This is a genomic window from Bacillus sp. 2D03, from assembly GCF_003946765.1.
GTDB lineage: Bacteria > Bacillota > Bacilli > Bacillales > Bacillaceae_G > Bacillus_A > Bacillus_A cereus.
Genome location: NZ_RPSJ01000010.1, coordinates 235555 through 260521, shown reverse-complemented (window position 1 = coordinate 260521; position 24967 = coordinate 235555). Strand labels below are relative to the sequence as shown.

The following is a 24967-nucleotide window of genomic DNA, read 5'->3' as shown; positions in this document are numbered from 1 at the left end:
GTTGTGTGTAATTTGTACATCGTTTTAGAAAAGCTTCCAGACCATTCTGTTTATATTGGTTTACCCAATTCAAAATGATTGTGTCACTTATACCGAGCGATCTACCCATTTCTCGATAACTTTCATTCCCGTTCAAATAACGTAGAACGATTTGTATTTTTTCATCAGCTGTAAATTTAGCCATAGAAAAACTGCACCTCCAATTGTTAGACTGTGTCTAACAATTGGGGTGCAGTTCAGTTTCCTCGCTCTTTTTTTATTTGTCATAAACAATATATGATGAAATTTAAGCGATTCTAAATACAGTAAGGCGGATGTTAGTATTTCCTGTCGCAGGGATCGTAATCTCATTAAGAGTAGATTGAACAGAAATTCTTGCACCAGCTGCTAATGTTTCTATTGTAGTAAATGAAAGTGAGTCGCCTATTAAATTTGAAGAGAAATTATCAGTTGCGACTGCTCCATTAATTGAAATTCCTACTCCGAGTGGAGCGCATCCTGGCGCAGTTGTAGAAATGGATACGCTAATTACATAAATACCACCATTAATAACAGTAACTGTATCTGTGCCGTTGAAGATAATATTGTTTACGTTAATTGCAGTACTAAAAATAAAATTATTAAATTGCAGTACTGTTTGCTGAATATTGTTTGTTACAACAATTGTTGCTATAGGGAAGCTAGGTCCAGTAGGCCCAGTAGGCCCAGTAGGTCCGGTAGGTCCACCAGAAGGTCCAGTAGGTCCAGTAACTCCTATGCCAGTAGCACCAGTAGCACCCGTTGGTCCTTGAATGCCTTGAGGTCCGGTAGCGCCAGTGTTACCTTGAACACCTTGAGGTCCAGTAGCACCCGTGTTACCTTGAGGTCCCTGAGGTCCAGTAGCGCCAGTAGCGCCAGTAGCGCCAGTAGCGCCAGTAGCACCAGTAGCACCTGTGTTACCTTGAGCACCTTGAGGTCCAGTAGCGCCAGTAGCACCCGTGTTACCTTGAGCGCCTTGAGGTCCGGTAGCGCCAGTGTTACCTTGAACACCTTGAGGTCCAGTAGCACCCGTGTTACCTTGAGGTCCCTGAGGTCCAGTAGCGCCAGTAGCACCAGTAGCACCTGTGTTACCTTGAGCACCTTGAGGTCCAGTAGCACCCGTGTTACCTTGAGCGCCTTGAGGTCCGGTAGCGCCTGTGTTACCTTGAGCACCTTGAGGTCCAGTAGCACCAGTAGCACCCGTGTTACCTTGAGCACCTTGAGGTCCAGTGGCACCGGTAGCGCCAGTAGCACCCGTGTTACCTTGAGCACCTTGAGGTCCAGTAGCGCCGGTAGCACCTGTGTTACCTTGAGCACCTTGAGGTCCAGTAGCGCCAGTAGCACCAGTGTTACCTTGAACACCTTGAGGTCCAGTGGCACCAGTAGCGCCGGTAGCACCAGTGTTACCTTGAGGTCCCTGAGGTCCAGTAGCGCCAGTAGCACCAGTGTTACCTTGAACACCTTGAGGTCCGGTAGCGCCCGTGTTACCTTGAGCACCTTGAGGTCCAGTAGCACCAGTGTTACCTTGAACACCTTGAGGTCCAGTGGCACCGGTAGCGCCCGTAGCACCCGTGTTACCTTGAACACCTTGAGGTCCGGTAGCGCCCGTGTTACCTTGAGCACCTTGAGGTCCAGTAGCACCCGTGTTACCTTGAACACCTTGAGGTCCGGTAGCGCCCGTGTTACCTTGAGCACCTTGAGGTCCAGTAGCACCAGTGTTACCTTGAACACCTTGAGGTCCGGTAGCGCCCGTGTTACCTTGAGCACCTTGAGGTCCAGTGGCACCGGTAGCGCCAGTGTTACCTTGAGGTCCAGTGGCACCGGTAGCGCCAGTAGCGCCCGTGTTACCTTGAGGCCCAGTAGCGCCGGTAACACCAGTGTTACCTTGAGGCCCAGTAGCGCCGGTAGCGCCTGTGTTACCTCGAGGCCCGGTGGCACCGGTAGCGCCAGTAGCGCCCGTGTTACCTTGAGGCCCAGTAGCGCCAGTAGCGCCCGTATTACCTCGAGGCCCAGTAGCGCCAGTAGCGCCCGTGTTACCTCGAGGTCCAGTGGCACCGGTAGCGCCAGTAGCGCCCGTGTTACCTCGAGGTCCAGTGGCACCGGTAGCGCCAGTAGCGCCCGTGTTACCTCGAGGCCCAGTGGCACCAGTAGCGCCTGCTGGTCCAGTAGGTCCGGTAGGTCCTTGAATGAACGAAGCAGAATTAACTAGAGCAGTTTGTAATGCTGCTATTAATTTAAGGAGCTCTTGAAGTGTGCAAGGGTCAATTCGGAATAATTTTGTAATGTATAGTAAATAGTTAATGAGATTTTGAAGCTCAATAAATACAGCGCTTGCTACAAAGGTTGGATTTCTTAATATAGTTATTAAGTTTTTAATAATAGCTAACCCTTGTGCTTTCAGGGAGGAAGTAGCATCTAGTGAACAAATAAATTTACTTAGTAGGTTCAATGTATCGATTAGATCTTCAATATTTTGGGGAGATGGATTTGCGAAAAGTTTTGGGATTATTTTTGTTAAATCAATAATAATCGCACGAAATGTTCTAAGCTGAGCTTTAGTAATTGGGATTGATGGAGTATTTGGGATTCGTCCGGCGCTACTTGGAAAGCATGGTTTGGAGAATTTGTTTTGATTGTCGTTATAACGAGACATTAAATCTCTCCTTTCTCACGAAAATGTGAACGAAACTCATCATAGTAGATGCAGAAATTAGTTAAATGGTCATAGTAAAATCGTTTGTTTAAAGAAAAAATAGAAAAAACGCCTTACAATAAGGCGTTTTTTCTATTTTCTGCGTATTGATAATATCGCTTTAAGGAAATTTTTGATTTGAATCCAGCGAGTTTTATAATTTCTGATTCAGGAGTTTCTTTTTTTATTAAGTTTAAAATATAGGTGTTACGAAAATGTTGTCCTGAAATTCCTTTACGTAAATTGGCTCTAGCCACTTCGAGGCGAATCATTTTTTGTATAGCAATTTCCGTTAATGCCTTTGGTGCATCATTTTCATATACCCACCTGTATGTTCCACGGTTAAAATCGAATGCGACAAATAATGGATCATCACTATGGTATTTAGGACGAACTGGTTCTGGGATGCTTTTGTAATAATTATATAGTTGTTTTTTGTCTTCTTTTGCTAATGTAATTGTTCTTTCTACACCTGCGGTTGCTGGGATTGATAATGTATTAGTTTCAAAGTGAACGTGATGCATTGTTAATGCTGTAAGTTCCTGTAAGGATAAACCGTAGTCAATCAATAGATTTAAAATAGCAATATTGCGATCCATTAATAAAGGGCGCACAGGAAGTTGTTTTTCTGAAAGTCCTTCTAATGAAGTGACTATATACTTTAACCTTTTTTCTTCATCAGGTGAAATGAAATCTTCGTTACGAAGTGTACGGTCTGGTTGAATAGATATTTCCATATTCTTCAATGGATTAGGAATGTTTAGAAAATGATGCATTCTATTTAGTACAATAAATACACGATGCATCGTTTTTTCTGAGTAATGTCGATTCGTTTTTAAATCGGAAAAGTAATCTTCGTAGTCTTTTGTACAAAGTGTAGCCCATATATTACTGGAAGGGAGCTTTTTGTTTTTTTCTAACCAATGTCCGAAGTCTTCAATGTCATAAACATAACGTTTAATAGTTGAGGGTTTTCGGCCTTTATTCAATAAAAAAATAGAAAAGGCTTGTATTGTATCATGGAATTCCGTTGTCTCCATAGTCCCACCACCTTAATTATTTCTTATATTATAGCAAACTTTTCTGAAAATAGGCATTTACAAGGGGGACAGGAATAATAATATTTGGTGAGTGGATAAAATGAGGTGATTGTATGGAACAATCGATGCGAAAGAAAAACAACAATCAAATTAATATTGTGTTAAACCATCGAAAGAAAATTTCTTTGCCAGCCGCAGAAAATAAAACGGTAATTTCAAATGAAACTGCAATTAAACATGAAATGCTGCAGAGAATTGAAGAAGAGATGGGGAAGCTTGTTGGGATGGAGGATATAAAAAAGATAATAAAAGAAATATATGCTTGGATTTATGTGAATAAAAAAAGACAAGAAAAGGGATTGAAGTCAGAGAAGCAAGTACTTCATATGCTGTTTAAAGGGAATCCAGGTACAGGGAAGACAACTGTTGCTAGAATGATAGGAAAATTGCTGTTTGAGATGAATATTCTATCGAAAGGCCACTTGGTTGAAGCTGAACGTGCTGACCTTGTAGGAGAGTACATCGGCCATACAGCCCAAAAAACAAGAGATTTAATAAAAAAAGCAATGGGAGGTATTTTGTTTATTGATGAGGCGTATTCTTTAGCTCGAGGAGGAGAGAAGGACTTTGGAAAAGAAGCAATTGATACGCTTGTAAAACATATGGAAGATAAACAACATGGTTTTGTATTGATTTTAGCTGGATATTCAAGAGAGATGAATCACTTTCTTTCATTAAATCCAGGGCTTCAATCTCGTTTTCCATTTATTATTGAGTTTGCGGATTACTCGGTAAATCAGCTATTGGAAATTGGGAAGAGAATGTATGAAGATCGTGAATATCAGTTATCAAAAGAAGCTGAATGGAAATTTAGGGATCATTTACATGCGGTGAAGTATTCGTCGCAAATTACATCGTTTAGTAATGGGCGATATGTACGGAATATTGTTGAAAAATCAATTCGTACACAGGCGATGCGGTTGTTGCAAGAAGATGCGTATGATAAAAATGATTTAATTGGAATATCGAGTATGGATTTGATGCTCGAAGAGGAGACGCACAGTACATAAACTGTGCGTCGATTTTTGTGTATAAGTTCGTTTACTCTTTTTTTGCTTTTTCTTGGTGTGTTTTATGGAAGTGTTCCATTTTAGCGCTCTTTTCGTGTGCTGAATTAGGATCGTGTCCAAATTGATTTACTGAGCTTTTTTGAGCTCCTTTATTAACGTGGTTTGTCATTTGTATTCACCTCACTTTAAAAATTAGTATAAACATTATATAAAGAAAAAATCGTTAGAAAAGAAAAACCTCTTTACGATATGTAAAGAGGTTAGATTGCTATTTATGCATTGAACGTTCTTTCGTTTCGATACGTCTGTGCGGTAAATGCCATTTGTAATGAATAGAAACCATGCGGAAGCAAACAATTAAAATGAATAGAATGTAAAGAGCCCAATCGCTAACAATAATTTGAGCTCCAATTAAGAAACCTGCTAAAATTGTCCAAAAGGCATATACTTCAGCTCGAAGAACGAGAGGTTTTCTGCGGGCTAAAAGATCGCGAATGATACCGCCGCCGATACCAGTTAAAACAGCTGCTACAATTGTGGCGCTAATTGGTAAATTTAATTTTTGGGCATATAATGCTCCTTGTACAGCAAATGCTGATAAACCGATAGCGTCAGTGATATTTTCCCACTTTTTCCAATGTCTAATTAACTTATTTGGAAAAAGAAAAATAATAGTCATTGATAAAAGTGCGATTTGGAATAACATGTCTTGTTGCCAAAACGCGACAATCGGATAACCGATTAATAAATTACGAAGGGCACCTCCCCCAAATGCGGTTGCCATTCCTAAAATATACACCCCGAAAATATCATAATCCTCTTCCATTGCAACAATGGCTCCGCTTAGTGCGAAAGCAATTGTGCCTATGATGCTAAAAATCTCCCATGCCATGAATTTTCTCCCCCGCTAACTAGATGAAATGTGCTTCCTCTGCTATTATATTAGAAGGTTTAAATTTCGAAAAGGATGAGTGAACATATTTGATGGAAGAAAAAGAAAAAGTCATATTAGTAGGCTGTCAATTGCCACAAGATGATGATGAGAAATTTATGCATTCCATGAAAGAGCTTGCATCACTAGCGAAGACTGCACGAGCAGAATTGTTAGTGTCAACAACGCAAAAACGACCAAAGTTTCATCCGGCAACTTACATAGGTAAAGGGAAATTAGAAGAGCTTACAATGTTAACTGAAGAGTTAGAGCCGGATGTTATTGTATTTAATAATGAATTAACGCCGAGTCAAATTCGGAATTTATCCTCAGTATTAGATGCGAGAGTAATTGATCGAACGCAACTAATACTGGATATTTTTGCGCAACGTGCGAAGTCGAGGGAAGGTAAGCTTCAAGTAGAATTAGCTCAGTTGCAATATACAATGCCGCGTCTTATGGGGCAAGGATTGTCCTTATCGCGTCTTGGTGGTGGTATTGGAACGAGAGGACCGGGTGAGACGAAATTAGAGACGGATCGTCGTCATATTCGATCCCGTATTGATGAAATAAAGAAACAACTTGCAGTTGTTGTGGAACATCGAAAAAGATATCGTGAGAGAAGAAAAGATAATAAAGTATTTCAAGTTTCGTTAATAGGGTATACAAATGCAGGGAAATCGACACTGTTTAATAGATTAACGGAAGCTGATACGTTTGAAGAAAACCTTCTGTTTGCAACATTAGACCCAACGACGAGGAAGATGCCGTTACCTTCTGGTTATACAGTATTACTAACTGATACTGTTGGTTTTATACAAGATTTACCCACTTCATTAATCGCTGCTTTTCGTTCAACGCTGGAAGAAGCGGGGGAAGCAGATGTCATTTTACATGTAGTTGATTCCGCGGATCCTAACTACATAGGGCATGAAAAAACAGTAAAACAATTATTATCAGAACTTGAAATTAACCATATTCCTATTATTACGTTATATAATAAAAAAGATGAATTACATCAAAACTTTATTCCGTTTCCGAAAAGTGATTTCTTAATGACTAGTGCTTTTGAAGAAAATGATTTATTGCGTATAAAAGAAGCGATAGAAACGAAGCTGAAGAAAGAAATGGATTGTTATCGAGTGGAAATCCCTCCGAGTGAAGGTAAGTTGTTAACGCTTTTAAAGACGGAAACTCTATTAGCAAAGATGGAGTTTCTAGAAGATAAATTTGTATATGATTGTGCAGGGTATATTTTTACTCATTCATCGCTTAATGTGCAATTAAAGAGATTTTTAGTGGAAGAAGGAGACAATAAAAATGTTTGATCGTTTGAAAAATGGAGAAAAAATTGCTCCAATCGTAAAAGAAGTAGAGAGTCAGATTACAGAAGTACATAAACGTGCGGATGAAGTAATTGAAAGCAATCAGTTTCGTGTATTAGAAAGTTTTCGTAAACATAAAATTAGTGACTCGCATTTTATCCCGACAACAGGTTATGGTTATGATGATATTGGCCGTGATACGTTAGAAAAAGTGTATGCTGATGTATTTGGGGCGGAAGCTGGACTTGTTCGTCCGCAAATTATTTCAGGTACTCACGCTATCTCTACAGCTTTATTTGGTATTTTACGCCCGGGAGATGAGTTATTGTATATCACTGGGAAACCGTATGATACGTTAGAGGAAATTGTTGGTGTACGTGGGAAAGGTGTAGGTTCATTTAAAGAATATAATATCGGTTACAATGCAGTTCCGCTAACTGAAGCTGGGCTTGTTGATTTTGAGGCTGTTGCAGCAGCGATTCATAATAATACGAAAATGATCGGTATTCAGCGCTCGAAAGGTTATGCTACTCGTCCGTCGTTTACTATTTCTCAAATTAAAGAGATGATCGCGTTTGTTAAAGAAATTAAACCTGATGTTGTTGTGTTTGTAGATAACTGTTATGGCGAGTTTATTGAAGAGCAAGAGCCATGTCATGTTGGTGCAGATTTAATGGCGGGTTCGCTTATTAAAAACCCGGGCGGCGGAATTGTTAAAACTGGTGGTTATATTGTCGGGAAAGAACAGTATGTTGAAGCGTGTGCATATCGTTTAACATCTCCGGGAATTGGCGCTGAAGCTGGAGCGTCTTTATACAGTCTGCAAGAAATGTATCAAGGGTTCTTCTTAGCGCCACATGTTGCAGGACAAGCGCTGAAAGGTGCAATTTTTACAGCTGCGTTTTTAGAAAAGTTAGGAATGAACACGTCACCAGCGTGGAATGCACCAAGAACAGACTTAATTCAATCTGTTCAATTTGATGATAAAGACCGTATGATTGCCTTCTGCCAAGCGATTCAATATGCATCTCCAATTAATTCGCATTTTACTCCGTATGCAAACTATATGCCAGGTTATGAAGATGATGTAATTATGGCTGCGGGAACATTTATTCAAGGTGCAAGTATTGAATTGTCTGCTGATGGTCCAATTAGACCGCCATATGTTGCGTATGTGCAAGGTGGCTTAACGTATTCGCATGTTAAAATTGCGATTTGTTCTGCGATTGACGAATTGATTGAAAAGAATTTATTAACAATTTCTTAAAGGGAAGCTGTCGATTTCGGCAGCTTTTTTCGTATAAAAGTAATGATTTATGCGATTAGAAAAAAGAATGAAAAAATTCATAAAAAAATTTATAAAAAATCATGTAAGAAAAGCTAACATCTATTGACACTAAACATAACATAGTATAAAATGAGAAGCAGTTAAGGCGAAGGAGGAACTGAAAAATGAAAGAAGATAGACGTTCTGCCCCGCTGTTTCCTATTGGTATTGTTATGGATTTAACACAATTGTCTGCACGTCAAATTCGCTACTATGAAGAGCATAATCTTGTTTCTCCAACCCGTACAAAGGGGAATCGTAGATTATTTTCATTTAACGATGTAGATAAGTTGTTAGAAATTAAAGATTTGTTAGATCAAGGCTTGAATATGGCTGGTATTAAACAAGTGTTACTAATGAAAGAAAATCAAACAGAAGCAGTGAAAGTAAAAGAAGAAACGAAAGAAATTTCAAAAACTGAGCTTCGCAAAATACTTCGAGACGAACTACAACATACAGGTAGATTCAATCGAACTTCATTGCGACAAGGTGACATTTCAAGATTTTTTCACTAAAGATAACTGATTCTGAAGGCGATTAGAGGGACTAAGGAGGAATTTATAATGTCTAGATACACAAAAGAAGATATTTTCCGTTTGGCGAAAGAAGAGAATGTAAAGTATATCCGTTTACAATTTACGGACCTTTTAGGGGTAATTAAAAACGTAGAGATTCCAGTGAGACAATTAACGAAAGCTCTTGATAACAAAATGATGTTTGATGGATCTTCGATTGAAGGTTTCGTACGTATTGAAGAATCTGATATGTATTTATATCCTGATTTAGACACTTGGGTAATTTTCCCTTGGACAGCTGAAAAAGGTAAAGTAGCTCGACTAATCTGTGATATTTACAATGCAGATGGCACTCCATTTGATGGAGACCCACGTAACAACTTAAAACGTGTGTTAAAAGAAATGGAAGCTTTAGGATTTTCAGACTTCAATCTTGGACCAGAGCCAGAATTCTTCCTATTTAAGGTTGATGAAAAAGGAAATCCAACATTAGAACTAAACGATAACGGTGGATACTTCGACCTTGCGCCGATGGATCTAGGGGAAAACTGTCGTCGTGATATCGTTCTTGAACTTGAAGAAATGGGATTTGAAATTGAAGCATCTCACCATGAGGTTGCTCCAGGGCAGCACGAAATTGACTTTAAATATGCAAATGCAATTCGCTCATGTGATGACATTCAAACATTCAAACTTGTTGTAAAAACAATTGCTCGTAAACATGGTTTACACGCAACGTTTATGCCAAAACCACTATACGGTGTGAACGGTTCAGGTATGCACTGTAACTTATCATTATTTAAAAACGGTGAGAACGTATTCTTTGATGCAAACGGTGACTTACAATTAAGTGATGATGCTCGTCACTTCATCGCAGGTATTTTAAAACATGCACCAGCATTTACAGCGATAGCAAACCCAACTGTAAACTCATACAAACGTCTAGTACCTGGATATGAAGCGCCTTGTTACGTAGCATGGTCTGCACAAAACCGTAGCCCGTTAGTACGTATCCCTGCATCTCGTGGTATTAGTACACGCGTAGAAGTACGTAGTGTTGACCCGGCTGCAAACCCATATTTAGTAATGGCTACATTATTAGCTGCAGGTCTTGATGGAATTAAAAACAAATTAACTCCACCAGCAGCAGTAGATCGTAACATCTATGTAATGACAAAAGAAGAGCGCGAAGAAGCAGGTATCGTTGACTTACCAGCAACATTAGCGCAAGCATTAGTTACATTACAATCTAATGAAGTAGTATGCGGTGCACTAGGAGAACACTTACTTGAGCACTTCATCGAAGCGAAAGAGATTGAGTGGGATATATTTAGAACACAAGTTCACCAATGGGAACGCGATCAATATATGTCTCTATACTAAGAGGCTTGAACCCTTGATACAACTCGTATCAAGGGTTTTTTAATTCCCTATTATTACAATTTTATGTGGTTGCAAAATGAAAAACAACCACATAAAAGCTAATAATTAATAACAAGTAGTGAAATCATAGAAAAACATTATCAGATAAACGTAAGTTTTATATAATTTGTGAAATAAAAAAGCCTTGATACTACGGTATCAGGGCTTTTTTAAGTGAACTTATTGGATATATTAACTACTAGATAATGGATTGTTTTTGGTTATTTTGAATCATGTTACTAAGAAAATTTTTTCAAAAGAATTGATTTTATCTTTTTTTAAATCACTTGTGCTATAACTTAATAATTCTTTACTGCCTGTACAACGCGACCAATTATTTTTACATCTTCAGCTGAAAGGTCGTAAGTTTTTGGTTCGTGGATAGGGTCATTACTCAATGGTATTAAAGTAATGATGCTTCCGGATTTTGAAATCTTTTTCACGGTAGCATCATAACCATTGACTTTTACAACGGCAATTTGTCCGTTTTCAACATAAGGAGTTTCCTCTACTAAAACATAAGAACCATCAGGGAATTCGAGATTCATGCTAGTGCCTTTTACAGTAAGATAAAAATACTTTTTACGCTTGTTTAAAAATGTACTTAGCATTGGTAAATAGCCTTCAATATTTTCTTCGGCGAATATAGGTGTACCGGCGGCTACCGAACCAATGATAGGAATATGAATAATATTTGATTGATCGTTTTGGATGGTTTCATAAATAGAAACTTCTTCTTTAACAGTATTGTCCTCTTGAGTTGCGAGTCTTTCTAAATCATCAGTAGTGATTCCTAATCCCTTACAAACTTTTATCACATTATCAACAGATGCTTTGCCAATCCCTCTTGATAACATGGATTGCAGTGTTGTGGGGGGGAGACCTATTTTTTCGGCGAAGGCTCTTTTGCTATAGCCAGCTTCTTTTATTAAGCGTGTTACAACCTCTGCTTTTTTCATTACTTTCACCATCTTTCTTATTAAAATGTATACGATATTGCGTATTTCTGTATATATCATAACCTAACTAGATTTGTTAGTAAATAGAAAAGTATACGAAATTGAGTATTTTAATACGTTATTTTATTGACTAAATACGAAATTGAGTTTATATTTAAATGGAAATGAACGCAATATCGTACAAAAAGGTGGTGAGTCAATGTATCCGAATTTGCGTGCAGAGATGGCGAGAAAAAGAATTATGATTACACAAATTTCTTCGCATCTGAAACTTCGCCACGCAACAGTGAGCGACAAAATAAATGGTAAATTTCGTTTTTATTATGATGAAGCTTTTGAAATTAAGAAAACTTTTTTTCCAGAACATAGTTTGGAATATCTTTTTGAATTTGAAGAAAATGAAGCGAATTGAAATCGGAGGAGATTTACTTAAAATGTAACGCTATAATCGAATTATTGAATGATGATTTAATAAGAGGGTTCATATCAAAGTATTTAATTTAAATTCCGATAACTAGTTAATCTGTAAAAAGAAAGTAACGAATTATGGGTAGTGCGAAATTATCTCAATGCAATAAAGATAGCCCAAAATTAGTAGTGAGGAGGAGATGAGGATGGGGCAATTAACTGACTCATCAGTACATAGTTCATTAGTATTTGAAGTTGATGGCAAAGTAGTAACGGATAGTTTGGTAATTGCGAAGATATTCAAAAAAAATCACTTGGACGTTTTGAAGGAAGTTCGAAAACAAATTGTATATGTAGATGAAGAGTTTGGAGGAGAAAATTTTCACGAGTCCACTTATGTTAATTCAAAGAACAGGCGAATCTCTAAATATGATTTAACAGAAGAAGCATTCACGTTACTTGTTATGGGATATACCAGTAGAGAAGCGGTTGGAATGAAAATTAAATTTATGAAAGAGTTCAAACGAATGAAGCAGTATATACAAAATCAACAAAATGTGCCAAAGGATCCAATGGGGGGGTTAAAGTTAACATTTGCTGCGTTAGAAGGGCATACTCAGGAGATACAAGAGATTAAGTCTGAGGTGAGGGGATTGCGAGAAAATACGCCGCTTTATGCTATCGAGTGTGAAGAAATAACAAGGGCTGTAAAAAGGTTAGGTGTTATGTTATTGGGAGGTAAAAATTCAAATTCTTATCAGGATATCGGCCTTAGAAGGAAGTTATATAGAGACATTTACAGTCAGTTACATCGGGAATTTGGTGTGAATAGTTATAAAGCTATTAAGCGTCATCATTTGGATAGAGCAATACAAATTATTAATGAAGAATATTCAATTCCAACTGTTTTAAATGAAGAAATTACAGTTAAAAACTCACAAATAAATATGGCAGACATTCAGTAGGAGGAAAGAACATGCAAAGAAAGATTTTAGTGATTACTAGCAGTTTAGCAGGGTTACCAACTGTCAGTGAATTTAAAACAAAAGAAGATGCAAAAGAGCAGGTTAGAAAGCTTATTCAAAAAGGAATGAGTCAAAATGTGATTCGTATAACACAAGAAATTCCAATGAATATCGAAATTCAAGTGGATGTTGAATTTGAGGAATAAGAGAGGTTTAGAAGAAAATAGATATGGATAGCATGATTGTTTTGAATGAATGCATAAGAAAAGAATCCGTTGCAGCGGATTCTATAAGAAAAAATATCTCTAGATAAGTATAACATTGAATACCGTTTTTGAGAATTTATGAGGTGGCTAGTATGGGGATTATTCGAGTGAAAAAAGATAGTAATTATTCCGTTATAAATAATACTGGTTTAAAAGATGAAAGGTTGTCATGGAAAGCGAAAGGAATCTTAGCCTATGCGCTTACATTACCAGACGATTGGACTTTTCATATTAGCGAATTAGCTCGACATGCTAAGGATGGAGAAGATTCGCTCCGTACAGGTTTTAAGGAATTAAAAGAATTAGGTTATGTAAAACGTTATCCTGTTCGTGATGGGAATACCCAAAAAATTACAAGGTGGGATACGGAAATTTACGAAACGCCACAAAGGAACATGCCACAAGTGGAAAACCAAGATGTGGTAAAGCTATATGTGGAAAATCAGACACTACTAAATACTAATAGACTAATTACTAATAAACGAAATACTAATATACAAAATACTAATCATTATGATGATATGGATAAATTAGACTCTCGTGTATTCATCAATGAGAGGGTTAAAGTAAGTTGTAACTTTATTAAGGGGATGGGCATTCCGTTAAGTGAAATTGCAATTGCAGAGTTGGGGGATTTTTGTAATTTGTTTAGTGATGAGTTAATTCAGCATGCAATTAATAAAGCCGTTGATGAGAATGCACCAAGATGGAACTACATTAAGGCTATATTGAGGAATTGGAAGGAGCAAGAAGTTAAAACATTAGTTGATGTGGCTACACTAGATAGACGTTTCGAAATGAGCAAGAAAAAGAAATATAACGAGACAGGTAGGAAGTATTCAAATAGAAAAGAGATTGTACCCGATTGGTTATATAAAGATGATGAATCAACAAATCTAGAAGGGGAAAGAAAAACCGTGCAGTCTACTGATGAAGAGCGTGAGAGATTACAAGAAGTGTTAAATAAATATAAGTCATAAGAAAAAATGTTAGGTGATTTTGTTATTTTAAAATATGTTATGTTAATAAAATAATAATACAATTATATTCTTTAAAGATTCCCAATGCATAGTGAACAGTATTATAAAGATAGTAGTGAATGTTTGGATCAAGTATGAACCATTTGTAATTTCAGTTTCTTTCTTAAGGTTCTATGGGGACTGTTAGAAGTTTTTTCAAAAGGATTCAGGAATTACTTACGATATCGGAATTCTAAAGATGTAATGAACTTATCAATAGAGGGTAAAAAATGTTAGGAAAGGGTTGTGTTTATAAAATGAAAGATAATTTACAAGTAATAAAGATTGAAAAAGCTAATAAGCATATTCATTCTATTAAATTAGTGTTAAGAGACTTTGTAAAAAGAACGGAAGTGGGTGAATCAGTAAGTGTTCGAATGGCTCAAAGATTATAAGAAGTTAGAAGAAGAAATTGCTTATTTAGAATACAACTTAGATAAATCAAAAGCCGAATTGAAGCGTTGGATTAGCGGTGATTTGCAAAATGTAAGATTAACCGCTGAATCGGAAGGGGCTAAGGTAGAAGGGCGTATTGAAGCAATTGAATATGAATTAGCTCATAAAATGAATGAAGAGTGTGATTTAAAGCTTTTGATTAATAAGTTTACAGGACTGGATCATCAAATACTTAAAATGAAATATGTTGATGGAATGACTTTAGAGCAAATTGCGTTTGAATTACATTATAGTACAGGCTATATACGCCGAAAACACGCTGAAATAAGGAAGATTGTCAAGTTTTTAGATGGATTTTAGTGTTACCTTTTTGTAGGATACATGCAGTGTACAGAAAGTATTGAAAAAGTGATTTATAGTAGTAATATAAGATTTCGACGAAAGGGCAACTATTTTTATGGTTGCTCTTTTTGTTGTGAAAGAAGGTGAGTAACATGAAGTGATTTTATAGATAAATGGGCATTTAGCTTCCGGTTATATTTAGTAAAGTAGTAGGTTTACAGGCGAAAATAATAGCAAATAAGGAGATGTTTAATGATGAATTTATTAGCTGCTTCAGTCAAAACAAAGAATTTGCCACAACAAGTGTTACGTTGGCAATCAATGGTAGAAAGTGAATGTTCCGCACAAGGAGTACCTGAGTTAGTTCCTTACGTACTTGGAATTATTATGGTGGAAAGTGGAGGGAACTCTGAAACAACCCCCGATATTATGCAGTCCAGTGAATCACAAGGTTGGCCAATGAATACAATTAAAAATCCTAAGGATTCAATTTATTACGGAGTAAAGCATTTAAAGGGAGCTTTTGATGATGCAAAGAAAAATGGTATTACAGATTTAAGTGCCGTTGTTCAATCGTATAATTTTGGACGAGCTTACCTTCGCTGGTTAGCTTCTAACAATAAACAGCATTCATTACCGGTAGCAGATTTGTATTCTAAAACGGTTGTTGCTCCATCACTCGGAAATACAACTGGTGCTATGGTGAAATATAGTCACCCTATCGCTGTTGCCTACAATGGTGGTTATCGATATAAAAATGGGGGGAATTTCTTCTACTCTGAAATTGTTAAGCAATATGTTGATTTTAACGGAGGAACTGATGGTGGTGACAATAAACCGTTACAACCAAAAGGACTAGGAATTGCAACGTCTAAATACCCAGAAGGATCGGGTATCAATTTATATAGTGGCCCTGGAAAAGATGCTTGGTTCACAGGTCATGTCATTAATACAAAAATGCCATATTTAATTATAGATGCTGCTTGGTATGGTGGGAATGAAAATATGTTGTGCCTAGGTTGGGAAGCATGGGCAAAAGAAGAACACTTTGAAGTAGAGTGGTTCCATGCTTATTCAAAATATCCAGCAGGTTATGGTATTAACACATATGATGGTCCAAATGGAAATTATAAAGGAAATGTAGATGGATCTTATCCATATGGCGTTTTTGCGAGAAAAGATGGCTATATCGATATTGGACAAAATACATGGGTAAAAGAAGAACATTTTAATGTAAGGTAATAACAAAGGGTTTCTTATTCTGCGATTATAAATATTAAATTTAAATATAAAGAAAAAATGTTATGAAAGGGTGCTTTTATAAGTGCCTTTTTATATCACTTATAAATAGGAAGGAAGATTATTATGGCAAAATTTATTTATCCAACCGATACAACGAGAGTAACAAGTGGTTTTAGGGGGAGTAGACCAGATCATCATGGGATAGATCTGGCTGAATTGGGTTATCATCCGATTTATGCAGCGGCTAGCGGACGAGTTAGTCGTTCTTATGTTTCATCTAGTTATGGTGAATGTATTATGATTGTGCACACTATTGATGGGGTTACATGGGAAACAGTATATGCTCATATGCGTAGCGGTTCTCGAACGGTGAAAGAAGGTGATTATGTTACGCAAGGACAAACTATTGGAGTTATGGGTAGCACGGGAGAAGTTACTGGTCAACATCTACATTTTGAATTGCATAAAGGGTCTTGGAACGTTAATAAGAGTAATGCTGTGAATCCATTAGATTACTTAGGAAAAGGAGACGGTGGTGGTACAACAGATCCTTCTAATAAACCACTACAACCAAAAGGGCTAGGTATCGCAACGTCTAAATACCCAGAAGGATCGGGTATCAATTTATATAGTGGCCCTGGAAAAGATGCTTGGTTCACAGGTCATGTCATTAATACAAAAATGCCATATTTAATTATAGATGCTGCTTGGTATGGTGGGAATGAAAATATGTTGTGCCTAGGTTGGGAAGCATGGGCAAAAGAAGAACACTTTGAAGTAGAGTGGTTCCATGCTTATTCAAAATATCCAGCAGGTTATGGTATTAACACATATGATGGTCCAAATGGAAATTATAAAGGAAATGTAGATGGATCTTATCCATATGGGATTTTTGCAAGAAAAGATGGTTATATCGATATTGGACAAAATACATGGGTAAAAGAAGAGCACTTTAATGTAAGATAACATCTTTAAATCTGTATGTATTAAGTAGGATGAAAAAACTTGTTATCATACCTCTTGAGGTGAGAGTAATATCTGTAAAATGCTGTGCAGAATATAGAGTGGAATTTTTGAAAGAGCAACTGATGTAAAAGGTTGCTCTTTTTCTTTTTTGAATGTGAGGACCATAGCCTATTATATAAAATACGGCCCGTATGAGTATTTAGTCTCTAGATGTACTTAATAATTCAGTGGAATTTTAAATGATAAAAAATAAAAGAAAAAGGAGATGTTCAGTAATGGAAATTAGAAAAAAATTAGTGGATCCAAGTAAATATGGTATAAAGTGTCCCAATACAATGACACCAGAATTCATCACAGTACATAATACGTACAATGATGCATCAGCAGAAAATGAGATATCGTATATGATTGGAAATAATAATTCAGTGTCGTTTCATGTTGCAGTAGATGACAAAGAAGCGGTACAAGGTATTCCGTTTGATCGTAATGCTTGGCATGCCGGTGATGGTAACGGGAATGGTAATCGTAAATCTATCGGGGTAGAAATTTGTTACTCTTTAAGCGGTGGAGATAGATATTATAAAGCAGAAGATAATGCAGTAATTGTTATTGCTCAGTTAATGAAACAATTTAATATTACAATTAATAATATACGTACACATAAATCATGGAGTGGAAAGCATTGCCCACATCGAATGCTTGATGAAGGAAGATTGGATCAATTTATTGAGAAGATAAACAAAACATTTAATAAAGATAATAATAAACCACTACAACCAAAAGGGCTAGGTATCGCAACATCTAAATACCCAGAAGGATCGGGTATCAATTTATATAGTGGCCCTGGAAAAGATGCCTGGTTCACAGGTCATGTCATTAATACAAAAACGCCATATTTAATTATAGATGCTGCTTGGTATGGTGGGAATGAAAATATGTTGTGCCTAGGTTGGGAAGCATGGGCAAAAGAAGAACACTTTGAAGTAGAGTGGTTCCATGCTTATTCAAAATATCCAGCAGGTTATGGTATTAACACATATGATGGTCCAAATGGAAATTATAAAGGAAATGTAGATGGATCTTATCCATATGGGATTTTTGCAAGAAAAGATGGTTATATCGATATTGGACAAAATACATGGGTAAAAGAAGAACATTTTAATGTGAGATAAGGATATTAGAGTAGGGTCACTCGTGTGATTCTTTTTAATTTTTGAAAAGGAGATGAGAACGATGGAAGAACAAATCTTCAATTCAATGATTCAACAAGGAGCATTCGCAGCTTTATTTGTGTGGATGCTGTTTACTACGCAAAAAAAGAATGAACAGCGCGAAGAACAATATCAAAAAGTTATTGAAAAAAATCAACAGGTCATTGAAGAACAAGCAAAAGCATTTAGTTCGTTGTCAAAGGATTTATCAGATGTTAAGCAAAAAATATTGGGAAACGGGGATGAGAAATAAAATATGATATTAAATTATTTGTCGCGTATGTAGGTTCTCAAATAGAGATTCAATTAATATATAATAATGAGAAAAAGCCCTAATACCAATAAGTATTGGGGCTTTTTCTCATTAGCTATAGTGAATAAGGTTGTAGTGGATTCTTCAAGAGGAAAGAGTGAATGAAGTCTAATATTTAATGTAAATGAAATGAAACCTTGAAGAATGCTTAGTTATAACACAGTCTTATTCAGGGATTTGTTAGTTCGCTTTCTAAATTTAGGGAATAAATATAGCTTAGTACCTTGCAATAAATAATACTAAGTGGTATATTATGGATAAATTAGGTACCGTGTATTGAACAGTACTGAGATAGGGAAGGAGGATGGCACTTGAACGTTCAGTTTAAAAAAGGTGTGCTTGAACTTTGTGTATTAGCACTTGTAAAACGTAAAGATAGTTACGGTTATGAACTTGTTCAGCAAATTTCTAATAAATTTTTAATATCGGAAGGGTCAGTATACCCTTTATTACGTCGTTTGACGAAAGAAGGGTATTTTCAAACGTATTTAAAGGAATCTACGGAAGGGCCACCTCGTAAATATTATCAATTAACAGAGCAAGGGGAGACGCAATTTCATTTGTTAGTAACAGAATGGTGTGATTTTGCGAAAGGGGTACAAGAAATTATTGAAGGGGTGGAATGGGATGAGTAAAGAAGGGTTTCTTAAAGAATTATCAAGTTATCTTAGAAAGTTACCAGAGGAAGAGAGGCAAGATATTTTATTGGATTATGAAGAGCACTTTCAGTTTGGACTAGAAGAGGGGAAAACTGAATCAGAAATAATACAAGGCCTTGGTTCTCCGAAAGTAATAGCGAAAGAATTACTTGCGATGTATCGCTTCGATGAAATGAAAAAAAATCCATCGACTTCAAATGTGACAAGAGCTGTTATGGCAGCGATTGGACTTAGTTTGTTTAATTTTATTATTGTGTTAGGACCGTTAGTCGCAATTATTGCTTTTATATTTTCTTTTTGGATCGGTGGTATTGCTAGTGTAGTAACACCATTTTTCGTTATTGGAAAAGTATTTATGGGTACTTTTATATGGTTGGATCTTTTCGTTAGTATAACGTTTGTTGGAGTAGGTTTATTGTTATGTATTATCGCTTTTTATAGTACAAAGTGGTTTAAGAGATTGTGTGTACGATATGTAATATGGAACTTCAAAATGATAAAAGGAGAGTAAATGATGAAAAAACTATTTTTAATCGCTATTGCTTGTATCATTATTGGAGTAATAGGAATTTCCCAAACATATGAAAAAGCAGTACAAACTGCTAAAAAAGGCGATAAAGAAAATGTAATTAAAAACGAAACATTAAAAAATATAGAAGTTAAGTTAGATGCCGGGGATATTATTGTCCAAAAATCTCCTGACTCTTCTTTTTATATCAAGCAATCAGGAGATGTACGTAAACAAGAGATTCGTATCGCAGAAGATGGTGACACATTAAAAGTTATTGGGGAAAGAGAAAAAGGTGCTTCATTTGATTTTTCTTTTTACGATTTTAGGTTTCAAACGTCTAAATTGACTCTCCTTGTGCCCGAACGCTCTTACCAAGATGTAAAAGTAAATTCATCTGCTGGACAAATCGAAATGAGTGATGTGAAAAGTGATAGCGTAAGTGTTAGAACACTTGCTGGAGAAGTAGAGTTGAAACAAATAACGGCTAAGAATGTGGAGGGATCGACAAAAGCTGGTGAGGTGAATTTTAAGAAGGTATTAGGGAAAGTGACCGCAAAAACAACAAGTGGGGAAATAAATATTCAAGATCATGATTCTAAGTATAATCTAGAAGCAAGTTCAACTGCGGGAGATATAGATATTACTTTATCGGAAAAACCACAAGATGCGGTAATTACTGGGCAAAGTGCTGCCGGAGATGTAACAATTTTTAATGAAGAAAATAAAAACGTAACAATTGGAAATGGTAGTAAAAAGATTAGTGGTAAAACGGCTGCTGGAGATGTGACGATTAAAACTCGTTAATAAGAAATAGAATGCATGGAAATCTATCAAAATACAAAAAAGAAGATAATTACCGTATATAAATAAGGTAATTATCTTCTTTTTATTATTTTTTAATGTAAATCACGATATACGCCAATTACTTTCCCGATAACTGACACTTGTTTTAAAATGATAGGTTCTAATGAAGAATTTTCTGGTTGTAAACGGAAATGGTCTTTTTCTTTATAGAAACGTTTAACAGTTGCTTCATTATCTTCTGTTAAAGCGACTACAATTTCACCATTATATGCAGACTGTTGTTGGCGAACAACAACTAGATCTCCATCGAAAATACCAGCTTCAATCATACTATCTCCAGAAATACGTAACATGAACACTTGGTCTGCTCCAGCGACAATACTAGCTGGAAGTGGGAAATGTTCCTCTACGCTTTCAACCGCTGTAATTGGTAAACCAGCAGTAACTTTTCCGACAATTGGAACTTGAATAACAGATTGTGTTTCCGTATCCATTCGGTCTTCACCTAAAATTTCAATGGCACGTGGTTTTGTTGGATCGCGTCGAATGTATCCTTTTTCTTCTAATCGTGATAAATGTCCGTGCACTGTAGAACTAGAAGCGAGGCCGACTGCTTGACCAATTTCACGTACGGAAGGTGGATATCCTTTTTCTTGTACTTTTAGCTTAATAAAGTCGAGAATGTCTTGCTGGCGTTTCGTTAACTTTTCCATGTTTTCTAACACCTCGTTTTCTTTCATTTTTCTTATTAATAAGTATAACATGTGAAAAAACATTCTACAAACATAAGTTCGAACAAATGGCGGATTTATGTTACACTATAGGGAAATAATAGGGAGAAAGAGGGGTTCAAAATGAATGCAATTATTTATGCACGTGTGAGTACAACGAAAGAAGCGCAAGAAACATCATTATTACGTCAAAAAGATGAATTATTGCATTTAGCTGAGCGCTATCAAATGAATGTTACTAAGGTGATTGAAGAGCAGGCTAGTGGATATACAATTGAACGTGACGGTATATTAGAGGTGTTGGATACAATTCGAGACGAACAAATCGATGTGTTACTTATACAAGATGAAACGCGCCTTGGTAGAGGAAATGCGAAGATCGCATTAATGCATTGTTTACATAAAGAAGGCATAAAAGTATATACGCATACACATAATGGTGAATTACAATTGTCGGATTCTGATTCGATGGTATTAGATATTATTGGTATTGTTGAAGAATATCAAAGAAAGATTCATAATTTGAAAATTAAACGAGGTATGCAACGTGCAGTAGAAAAAGGTTATCGTCCAGAAAATAATTTAAAAAATCGTCATTTAAGTGTAGGAAGAGAGAAAAAAGAAGTGCCAATTGAGGAAATTGTACGTTTACGAAAAAGTGAACTCACGTTTGAAGAAATTGCAGCAACATTACGTGGATTTGGTCATGATGTTTCAAAGGCGACTGTACATCGTAGATATGTAGAGTATACGAAGCAATTGCTTGATAAAGAAGAGTAACTATTGTATGATAATAATCAGTTTTGATTAGAAGGGGGATTCGAGATGATTAATCACGAACTCGTTGAACGCATTAACTTCTTAGCGAAAAAAGCAAAAGCTGAAGGTTTAACTGAAGAAGAGCAACGTGAGCGTCAATCGCTACGTGAACAATATTTAAAAGGATTTCGTCAAAATATGTTAAACGAACTTAAAGGTATTAAAGTTGTTAACGAAGAAGGTACAGATGTTACACCGACGAAATTAAAAGCTTTAAAAAAGCAAGATAATGCAAAATTAAATTAAAAGATGGGCGAAGCCCATCTTTTTTATTTGTAAAAATCGTTATTTAATAACTTTCCAGTTGTTATTAACTGTTGCTTCTATCGTTTTATGTTCCAATATATAATTAGCGATAAGTTCAGACATATCTGTGGGTATATCTTTTACTACTGGTTTATTTTGAAACATAAAGAAATTTCCCCCGCCACTTGCACGATAATTATTCATTACAACGTCATATTCTTCATTCATATTAAGAGGAGCACTGTTATGCTGTAAAGATTCTACTCTTTCACCAATTGGTTTTGAAATGTTTAATACGTATGAAATCCCTTCCCACATATCATAATTATAATGTTGTGGCTTTGGTTCTATATAGGTAGGACTTACGGTGATGGATCCATCTGTTTTTAATGTGAAATAAGAAGCAGAGAGTTCAAGAGCGTTTTTTATATCTGCTCCAGTTATTCTAATTACTTTTAATGTGTTTGGATAAATATAATTAGAAACGATGTCACGCATTGTTACATGTTCCGGGAAACCTGGAGATGTATTATGGAACAAACTTGTACAAGAAATTGATACATTAGCTATATCCATCTGTATTTTATTTATGAATTCGATAAAAGGATGATCATGCAAACGAGTTTGCATAGCATCTGAAATTTGCATATCTCCCTGAATGATTCCAATAGGTTGATCAAGCCACTTTTGTGTTTTCTCTTCGTAATCGGCTACCAATGAAAGTGCATCTTGGTCAGCCTCAACTCCTTGTACAGATAATAATTCAGAAGACCTCTCTTTTTTCACCCATTTATGTTTTGTTTTTTCGAATGTTATTTTTACTTTTCCAACTGAGTTTCCATTACATCCGGTCTGTAAAATTGTTACACCGTTAGCCATTGTGTGAGCAATTTCCCGGTGTTGGTGGCCTGTTAATAAAATATCTATGCCTTCAATTTCATGGCACATTGCATATCCTTGGTTTTCTCCTGTTAACACTTCAGTCGGTACCCCGGTTTGTAAATCTCGTTCAACTCCCCCGTGATACGCTACGACTAGTAAATCTGGTTTCTCATGTTCGCGAATATAAGAAACCCATTCTTTTGTAGTCTTTAATGCATCTTCAAATAGTAAATCTTTAATGTGATGGGACTGTTCCCAATTTGGGATGTAATGTGTTGTTACCCCTAAAATAGCAATTTTTATATTGGATTCAATCTGTTTGATTATATAAGGTTTTCCGAAATAAGGTTTTTTACTGTTTTTATCTAAAATGTTTGCTGATAGGTACGGGAAGTTCGCAGTAGTCACAGCATTATTTAATATATCCATCCCGTAATTAAATTCATGATTGCCGATAATTGCAGCGTCATACTGTAAGTAATTCGCTAATAAGGACATTGGGTTTTTTTTGTTTTTTTCGTATGTAACATAATGATAAGTAAATGGTGTTCCTTGAATAAAGTCGCCATTATCAATTAAAAGAACGTTTCTATTTTGGGAACGTTCTTTTTTTATAAGAGTAGAAATTTTAGCTAAACCAAGTTCTGCTGGGGAGTTATCTTGGTAGTGAATAGGATAAACAGTGCCATGTATATCGCTTGTTAATAAGATGTTTAAAGTTACAGTTTGATTTTGTTCCAATATGACTCACCTTTTCTATTGTTATCTTCCAATTCATCATATCAAATATGTGAAGAGAATTTTAATGTGAGTGTATAGAATGTGTAAAGATTCTGTAAATAATCAATTATTTGTAAAAATATGTGATATATTTCTTCATGTTTATGAAAGGTTATTTTATAACAATGAAAAATGGAGGCATTAATATGTTGAAAAAAGTTTTTGCAATGAGCACAACAGTTGTACTAGCAGCGGGATTATTAAGTGGCTGCGGGACGAAAGAGTCAAGTGCAAGTAAAAATGAAGATACGAAAAAAGGGTATGTACCGAAGACTTTAAATGTTCAATTTGTTCCTTCTCAAAATGCAGATACGTTAGAGGCGAAGGCAAAACCGCTTGAGAAGCTATTAAGTGATAAGTTAAATATTCCAGTAAAAGTTAGTATTTCAACGAACTACAATACAATTGTAGAAGCGATGGCATCTAAACAAGTAGATGTAGGATTTTTACCGCCAACAGCGTACGTATTAGCACATGAAAAGAAGGCTGCAAATGTAATTTTACAAGCACAACGTTTTGGAGTAGATGATGAAACAGGAGCTCCTACAAAAGATTTAGTAGATTATTATAAATCTGAGTTTGTTGTTAAAAAAGACTCTAATATAAATAGTGTAAAAGATTTAAAAGGTAAAAAGATTGGTTATCAAGATGTAACATCATCAGCAGGGTATGTATGGCCTGCAGCTGTTCTATTAAAAGAGGGAATTGATCCGTTAAAAGATGTGAAACCTGTTACATTAAAAGGTCACGATCAGTCGCTTATTGCTCTTTTAAATGGTGACGTAGATGCAGCTGTTGTATTCCAAGATGCTCGTAATATTGTAAAAAAAGATTATCCGAATATATTTGATCAAACGAAAATAGTGAAATTTACTGAGAAAATTCCGAACGATACAATTTCTGTACGATCTGATTTAGATGCAGAGTGGAGCAAGAAATTACAAGATGCTTTCATTGAAATTGGAAAGAATGAGGAAGGTCACAAAATCATTAAAGAAGTATATTCACATGAAGGATATGTTAAATCTGATGATAGTAAATTTGATATCGTTCGTGAATATGGGAAGAAAGTAAAAACGCAATAATACATATGAAAATGGCAGCTAGC

The 24967-nt window shown here is 36.1% G+C and carries 29 protein-coding genes; 21 read left to right on the top strand and 8 right to left on the bottom strand.

The annotated features are described in order from the left end of the window. From EBQ15_RS22200 to EBQ15_RS22185, 3 genes are all read right to left on the bottom strand, one after another. On the bottom strand, window positions 1–184 hold a 184-nt coding region (locus tag EBQ15_RS22200), incomplete at its 3' end, for a helix-turn-helix domain-containing protein (protein WP_142254799.1). 102 nt (window positions 185–286) lie between these two features. Continuing rightward, on the bottom strand, window positions 287–2671 hold the full coding sequence (locus tag EBQ15_RS22190) for a Gly-Xaa-Xaa repeat protein (protein ID WP_125653121.1): 2385 nt from the start codon (window positions 2669–2671) through the stop codon (window positions 287–289). A 113-nt stretch (window positions 2672–2784) separates the two neighbouring features. Further along, the gene (locus EBQ15_RS22185; protein WP_000450319.1) at window positions 2785–3750 is read right to left on the bottom strand and encodes a tyrosine-type recombinase/integrase; all 966 of its coding nucleotides are present in this window, start codon (window positions 3748–3750) and stop codon (window positions 2785–2787) included. A gap of 113 nt (window positions 3751–3863) precedes the next feature. On the opposite strand from EBQ15_RS22185, the gene spoVK reads away from it, so the two are divergent. Beyond that, entirely contained in the window at window positions 3864–4820 is a 957-nt protein-coding gene (gene spoVK / locus EBQ15_RS22180; protein WP_000438175.1) for a stage V sporulation protein K, read from the top strand. Window positions 4821–4851: 31 nt separating this feature from the next. Here spoVK and EBQ15_RS31270 read toward each other — a convergent pair whose 3' ends face one another. Then, window positions 4852–4989, bottom strand: a complete 138-nt coding sequence (locus tag EBQ15_RS31270; RefSeq protein ID WP_000181501.1) for a hypothetical protein — start codon at window positions 4987–4989, stop codon at window positions 4852–4854. Window positions 4990–5088: 99 nt separating this feature from the next. Then, window positions 5089–5712, bottom strand: coding sequence for a trimeric intracellular cation channel family protein (locus EBQ15_RS22175; protein WP_000312267.1), 624 nt, complete (start codon window positions 5710–5712; stop codon window positions 5089–5091). A 92-nt stretch (window positions 5713–5804) separates the two neighbouring features. Between EBQ15_RS22175 and hflX the strand changes: the two genes are divergently transcribed. The 4 genes from hflX to glnA all read left to right on the top strand — a co-directional run bounded on the left by hflX (window position 5805) and on the right by glnA (window position 10301). Continuing rightward, the gene (gene hflX / locus EBQ15_RS22170; protein WP_000391392.1) at window positions 5805–7079 is read left to right on the top strand and encodes a GTPase HflX; all 1275 of its coding nucleotides are present in this window, start codon (window positions 5805–5807) and stop codon (window positions 7077–7079) included. Further along, a complete protein-coding gene (locus EBQ15_RS22165; protein WP_000460290.1) occupies window positions 7072–8343 on the top strand; it encodes a methionine gamma-lyase family protein in 1272 nt (423 codons plus the stop codon). Before hflX ends, EBQ15_RS22165 begins: the two co-directional genes overlap by 8 nt. Window positions 8344–8528: 185 nt before the next feature. After that, window positions 8529–8918: a transcriptional repressor GlnR gene (glnR, locus tag EBQ15_RS22160; RefSeq protein ID WP_000656783.1), complete on the top strand. Its 390-nt coding sequence runs from the start codon at window positions 8529–8531 to the stop codon at window positions 8916–8918. A gap of 48 nt (window positions 8919–8966) precedes the next feature. Then, window positions 8967–10301 (top strand): type I glutamate--ammonia ligase, encoded by a 1335-nt coding sequence (gene glnA, locus EBQ15_RS22155; protein ID WP_000092763.1) that lies wholly within the window; start codon window positions 8967–8969, stop codon window positions 10299–10301. Window positions 10302–10639: 338 nt separating this feature from the next. Here the strand turns inward: glnA and EBQ15_RS22150 are convergent, their stop codons facing one another. Then, a complete protein-coding gene (locus tag EBQ15_RS22150; RefSeq protein ID WP_033683142.1) occupies window positions 10640–11299 on the bottom strand; it encodes a LexA family protein in 660 nt (219 codons plus the stop codon). Between the two features lie 199 nt (window positions 11300–11498). Here EBQ15_RS22150 and EBQ15_RS22145 point away from each other — a divergent pair, with 199 nt between their 5' ends. The 13 genes from EBQ15_RS22145 (at window position 11499) to EBQ15_RS22090 (ending at window position 20401) form a co-directional block, all read left to right on the top strand. Beyond that, the gene (locus tag EBQ15_RS22145) at window positions 11499–11711 is read left to right on the top strand and encodes a hypothetical protein (RefSeq protein ID WP_000283431.1); all 213 of its coding nucleotides are present in this window, start codon (window positions 11499–11501) and stop codon (window positions 11709–11711) included. A 202-nt stretch (window positions 11712–11913) separates the two neighbouring features. After that, complete coding sequence (locus EBQ15_RS22140) at window positions 11914–12672, top strand: ORF6C domain-containing protein (protein WP_000531296.1); 759 nt, start codon at window positions 11914–11916, stop codon at window positions 12670–12672. Window positions 12673–12683: 11 nt separating this feature from the next. Further along, complete coding sequence (locus EBQ15_RS22135; RefSeq protein WP_001189064.1) at window positions 12684–12878, top strand: hypothetical protein; 195 nt, start codon at window positions 12684–12686, stop codon at window positions 12876–12878. 152 nt (window positions 12879–13030) lie between these two features. Continuing rightward, complete coding sequence (locus EBQ15_RS22130) at window positions 13031–13918, top strand: DnaD domain protein (RefSeq protein ID WP_000511425.1); 888 nt, start codon at window positions 13031–13033, stop codon at window positions 13916–13918. Window positions 13919–14187: 269 nt separating this feature from the next. Next, complete coding sequence (locus tag EBQ15_RS31265) at window positions 14188–14352, top strand: hypothetical protein (protein ID WP_000900736.1); 165 nt, start codon at window positions 14188–14190, stop codon at window positions 14350–14352. Further along, complete coding sequence (locus tag EBQ15_RS22125) at window positions 14327–14713, top strand: DUF1492 domain-containing protein (protein ID WP_000464424.1); 387 nt, start codon at window positions 14327–14329, stop codon at window positions 14711–14713. The genes EBQ15_RS31265 and EBQ15_RS22125 overlap by 26 nt, the downstream gene beginning before the upstream one ends. A gap of 237 nt (window positions 14714–14950) precedes the next feature. Then, on the top strand, window positions 14951–15937 hold the full coding sequence (locus EBQ15_RS22120) for a lysozyme family protein (RefSeq protein ID WP_033693079.1): 987 nt from the start codon (window positions 14951–14953) through the stop codon (window positions 15935–15937). 123 nt (window positions 15938–16060) lie between these two features. Further along, complete coding sequence (locus EBQ15_RS22115) at window positions 16061–16903, top strand: M23 family metallopeptidase (RefSeq protein ID WP_033693010.1); 843 nt, start codon at window positions 16061–16063, stop codon at window positions 16901–16903. Window positions 16904–17178: 275 nt separating this feature from the next. After that, complete coding sequence (locus EBQ15_RS22110; RefSeq protein ID WP_033693011.1) at window positions 17179–18075, top strand: peptidoglycan recognition protein family protein; 897 nt, start codon at window positions 17179–17181, stop codon at window positions 18073–18075. A gap of 61 nt (window positions 18076–18136) precedes the next feature. Next, window positions 18137–18367, top strand: a complete 231-nt coding sequence (locus EBQ15_RS22105; RefSeq protein ID WP_000392443.1) for a BhlA/UviB family holin-like peptide — start codon at window positions 18137–18139, stop codon at window positions 18365–18367. A 371-nt stretch (window positions 18368–18738) separates the two neighbouring features. Continuing rightward, window positions 18739–19062, top strand: coding sequence for a PadR family transcriptional regulator (locus tag EBQ15_RS22100; RefSeq protein WP_001102627.1), 324 nt, complete (start codon window positions 18739–18741; stop codon window positions 19060–19062). Then, window positions 19055–19597 (top strand): DUF1700 domain-containing protein, encoded by a 543-nt coding sequence (locus tag EBQ15_RS22095; protein ID WP_000031383.1) that lies wholly within the window; start codon window positions 19055–19057, stop codon window positions 19595–19597. Before EBQ15_RS22100 ends, EBQ15_RS22095 begins: the two co-directional genes overlap by 8 nt. Beyond that, the gene (locus EBQ15_RS22090) at window positions 19598–20401 is read left to right on the top strand and encodes a DUF4097 family beta strand repeat-containing protein (protein WP_000976240.1); all 804 of its coding nucleotides are present in this window, start codon (window positions 19598–19600) and stop codon (window positions 20399–20401) included. It abuts the gene before it with no gap. Window positions 20402–20493: 92 nt separating this feature from the next. Here EBQ15_RS22090 and lexA read toward each other — a convergent pair whose 3' ends face one another. After that, window positions 20494–21114 carry a transcriptional repressor LexA gene (lexA, locus tag EBQ15_RS22085; RefSeq protein WP_000413738.1) on the bottom strand — a complete coding sequence of 207 codons (621 nt, stop codon included), beginning with the start codon at window positions 21112–21114 and terminating at the stop codon, window positions 20494–20496. 141 nt (window positions 21115–21255) lie between these two features. On the opposite strand from lexA, the gene EBQ15_RS22080 reads away from it, so the two are divergent. Then, the gene (locus EBQ15_RS22080; protein ID WP_000991470.1) at window positions 21256–21912 is read left to right on the top strand and encodes a YneB family resolvase-like protein; all 657 of its coding nucleotides are present in this window, start codon (window positions 21256–21258) and stop codon (window positions 21910–21912) included. A 45-nt stretch (window positions 21913–21957) separates the two neighbouring features. Continuing rightward, complete coding sequence (locus EBQ15_RS22075) at window positions 21958–22197, top strand: DUF896 domain-containing protein (protein ID WP_000607015.1); 240 nt, start codon at window positions 21958–21960, stop codon at window positions 22195–22197. 39 nt (window positions 22198–22236) lie between these two features. Here EBQ15_RS22075 and EBQ15_RS22070 read toward each other — a convergent pair whose 3' ends face one another. After that, on the bottom strand, window positions 22237–23820 hold the full coding sequence (locus tag EBQ15_RS22070) for a bifunctional metallophosphatase/5'-nucleotidase (protein ID WP_000437442.1): 1584 nt from the start codon (window positions 23818–23820) through the stop codon (window positions 22237–22239). A 185-nt stretch (window positions 23821–24005) separates the two neighbouring features. Here EBQ15_RS22070 and EBQ15_RS22065 point away from each other — a divergent pair, with 185 nt between their 5' ends. Further along, window positions 24006–24944, top strand: coding sequence for a phosphate/phosphite/phosphonate ABC transporter substrate-binding protein (locus EBQ15_RS22065; protein WP_000915058.1), 939 nt, complete (start codon window positions 24006–24008; stop codon window positions 24942–24944). The last annotated feature ends 23 nt before the right edge of the window (window positions 24945–24967 follow it).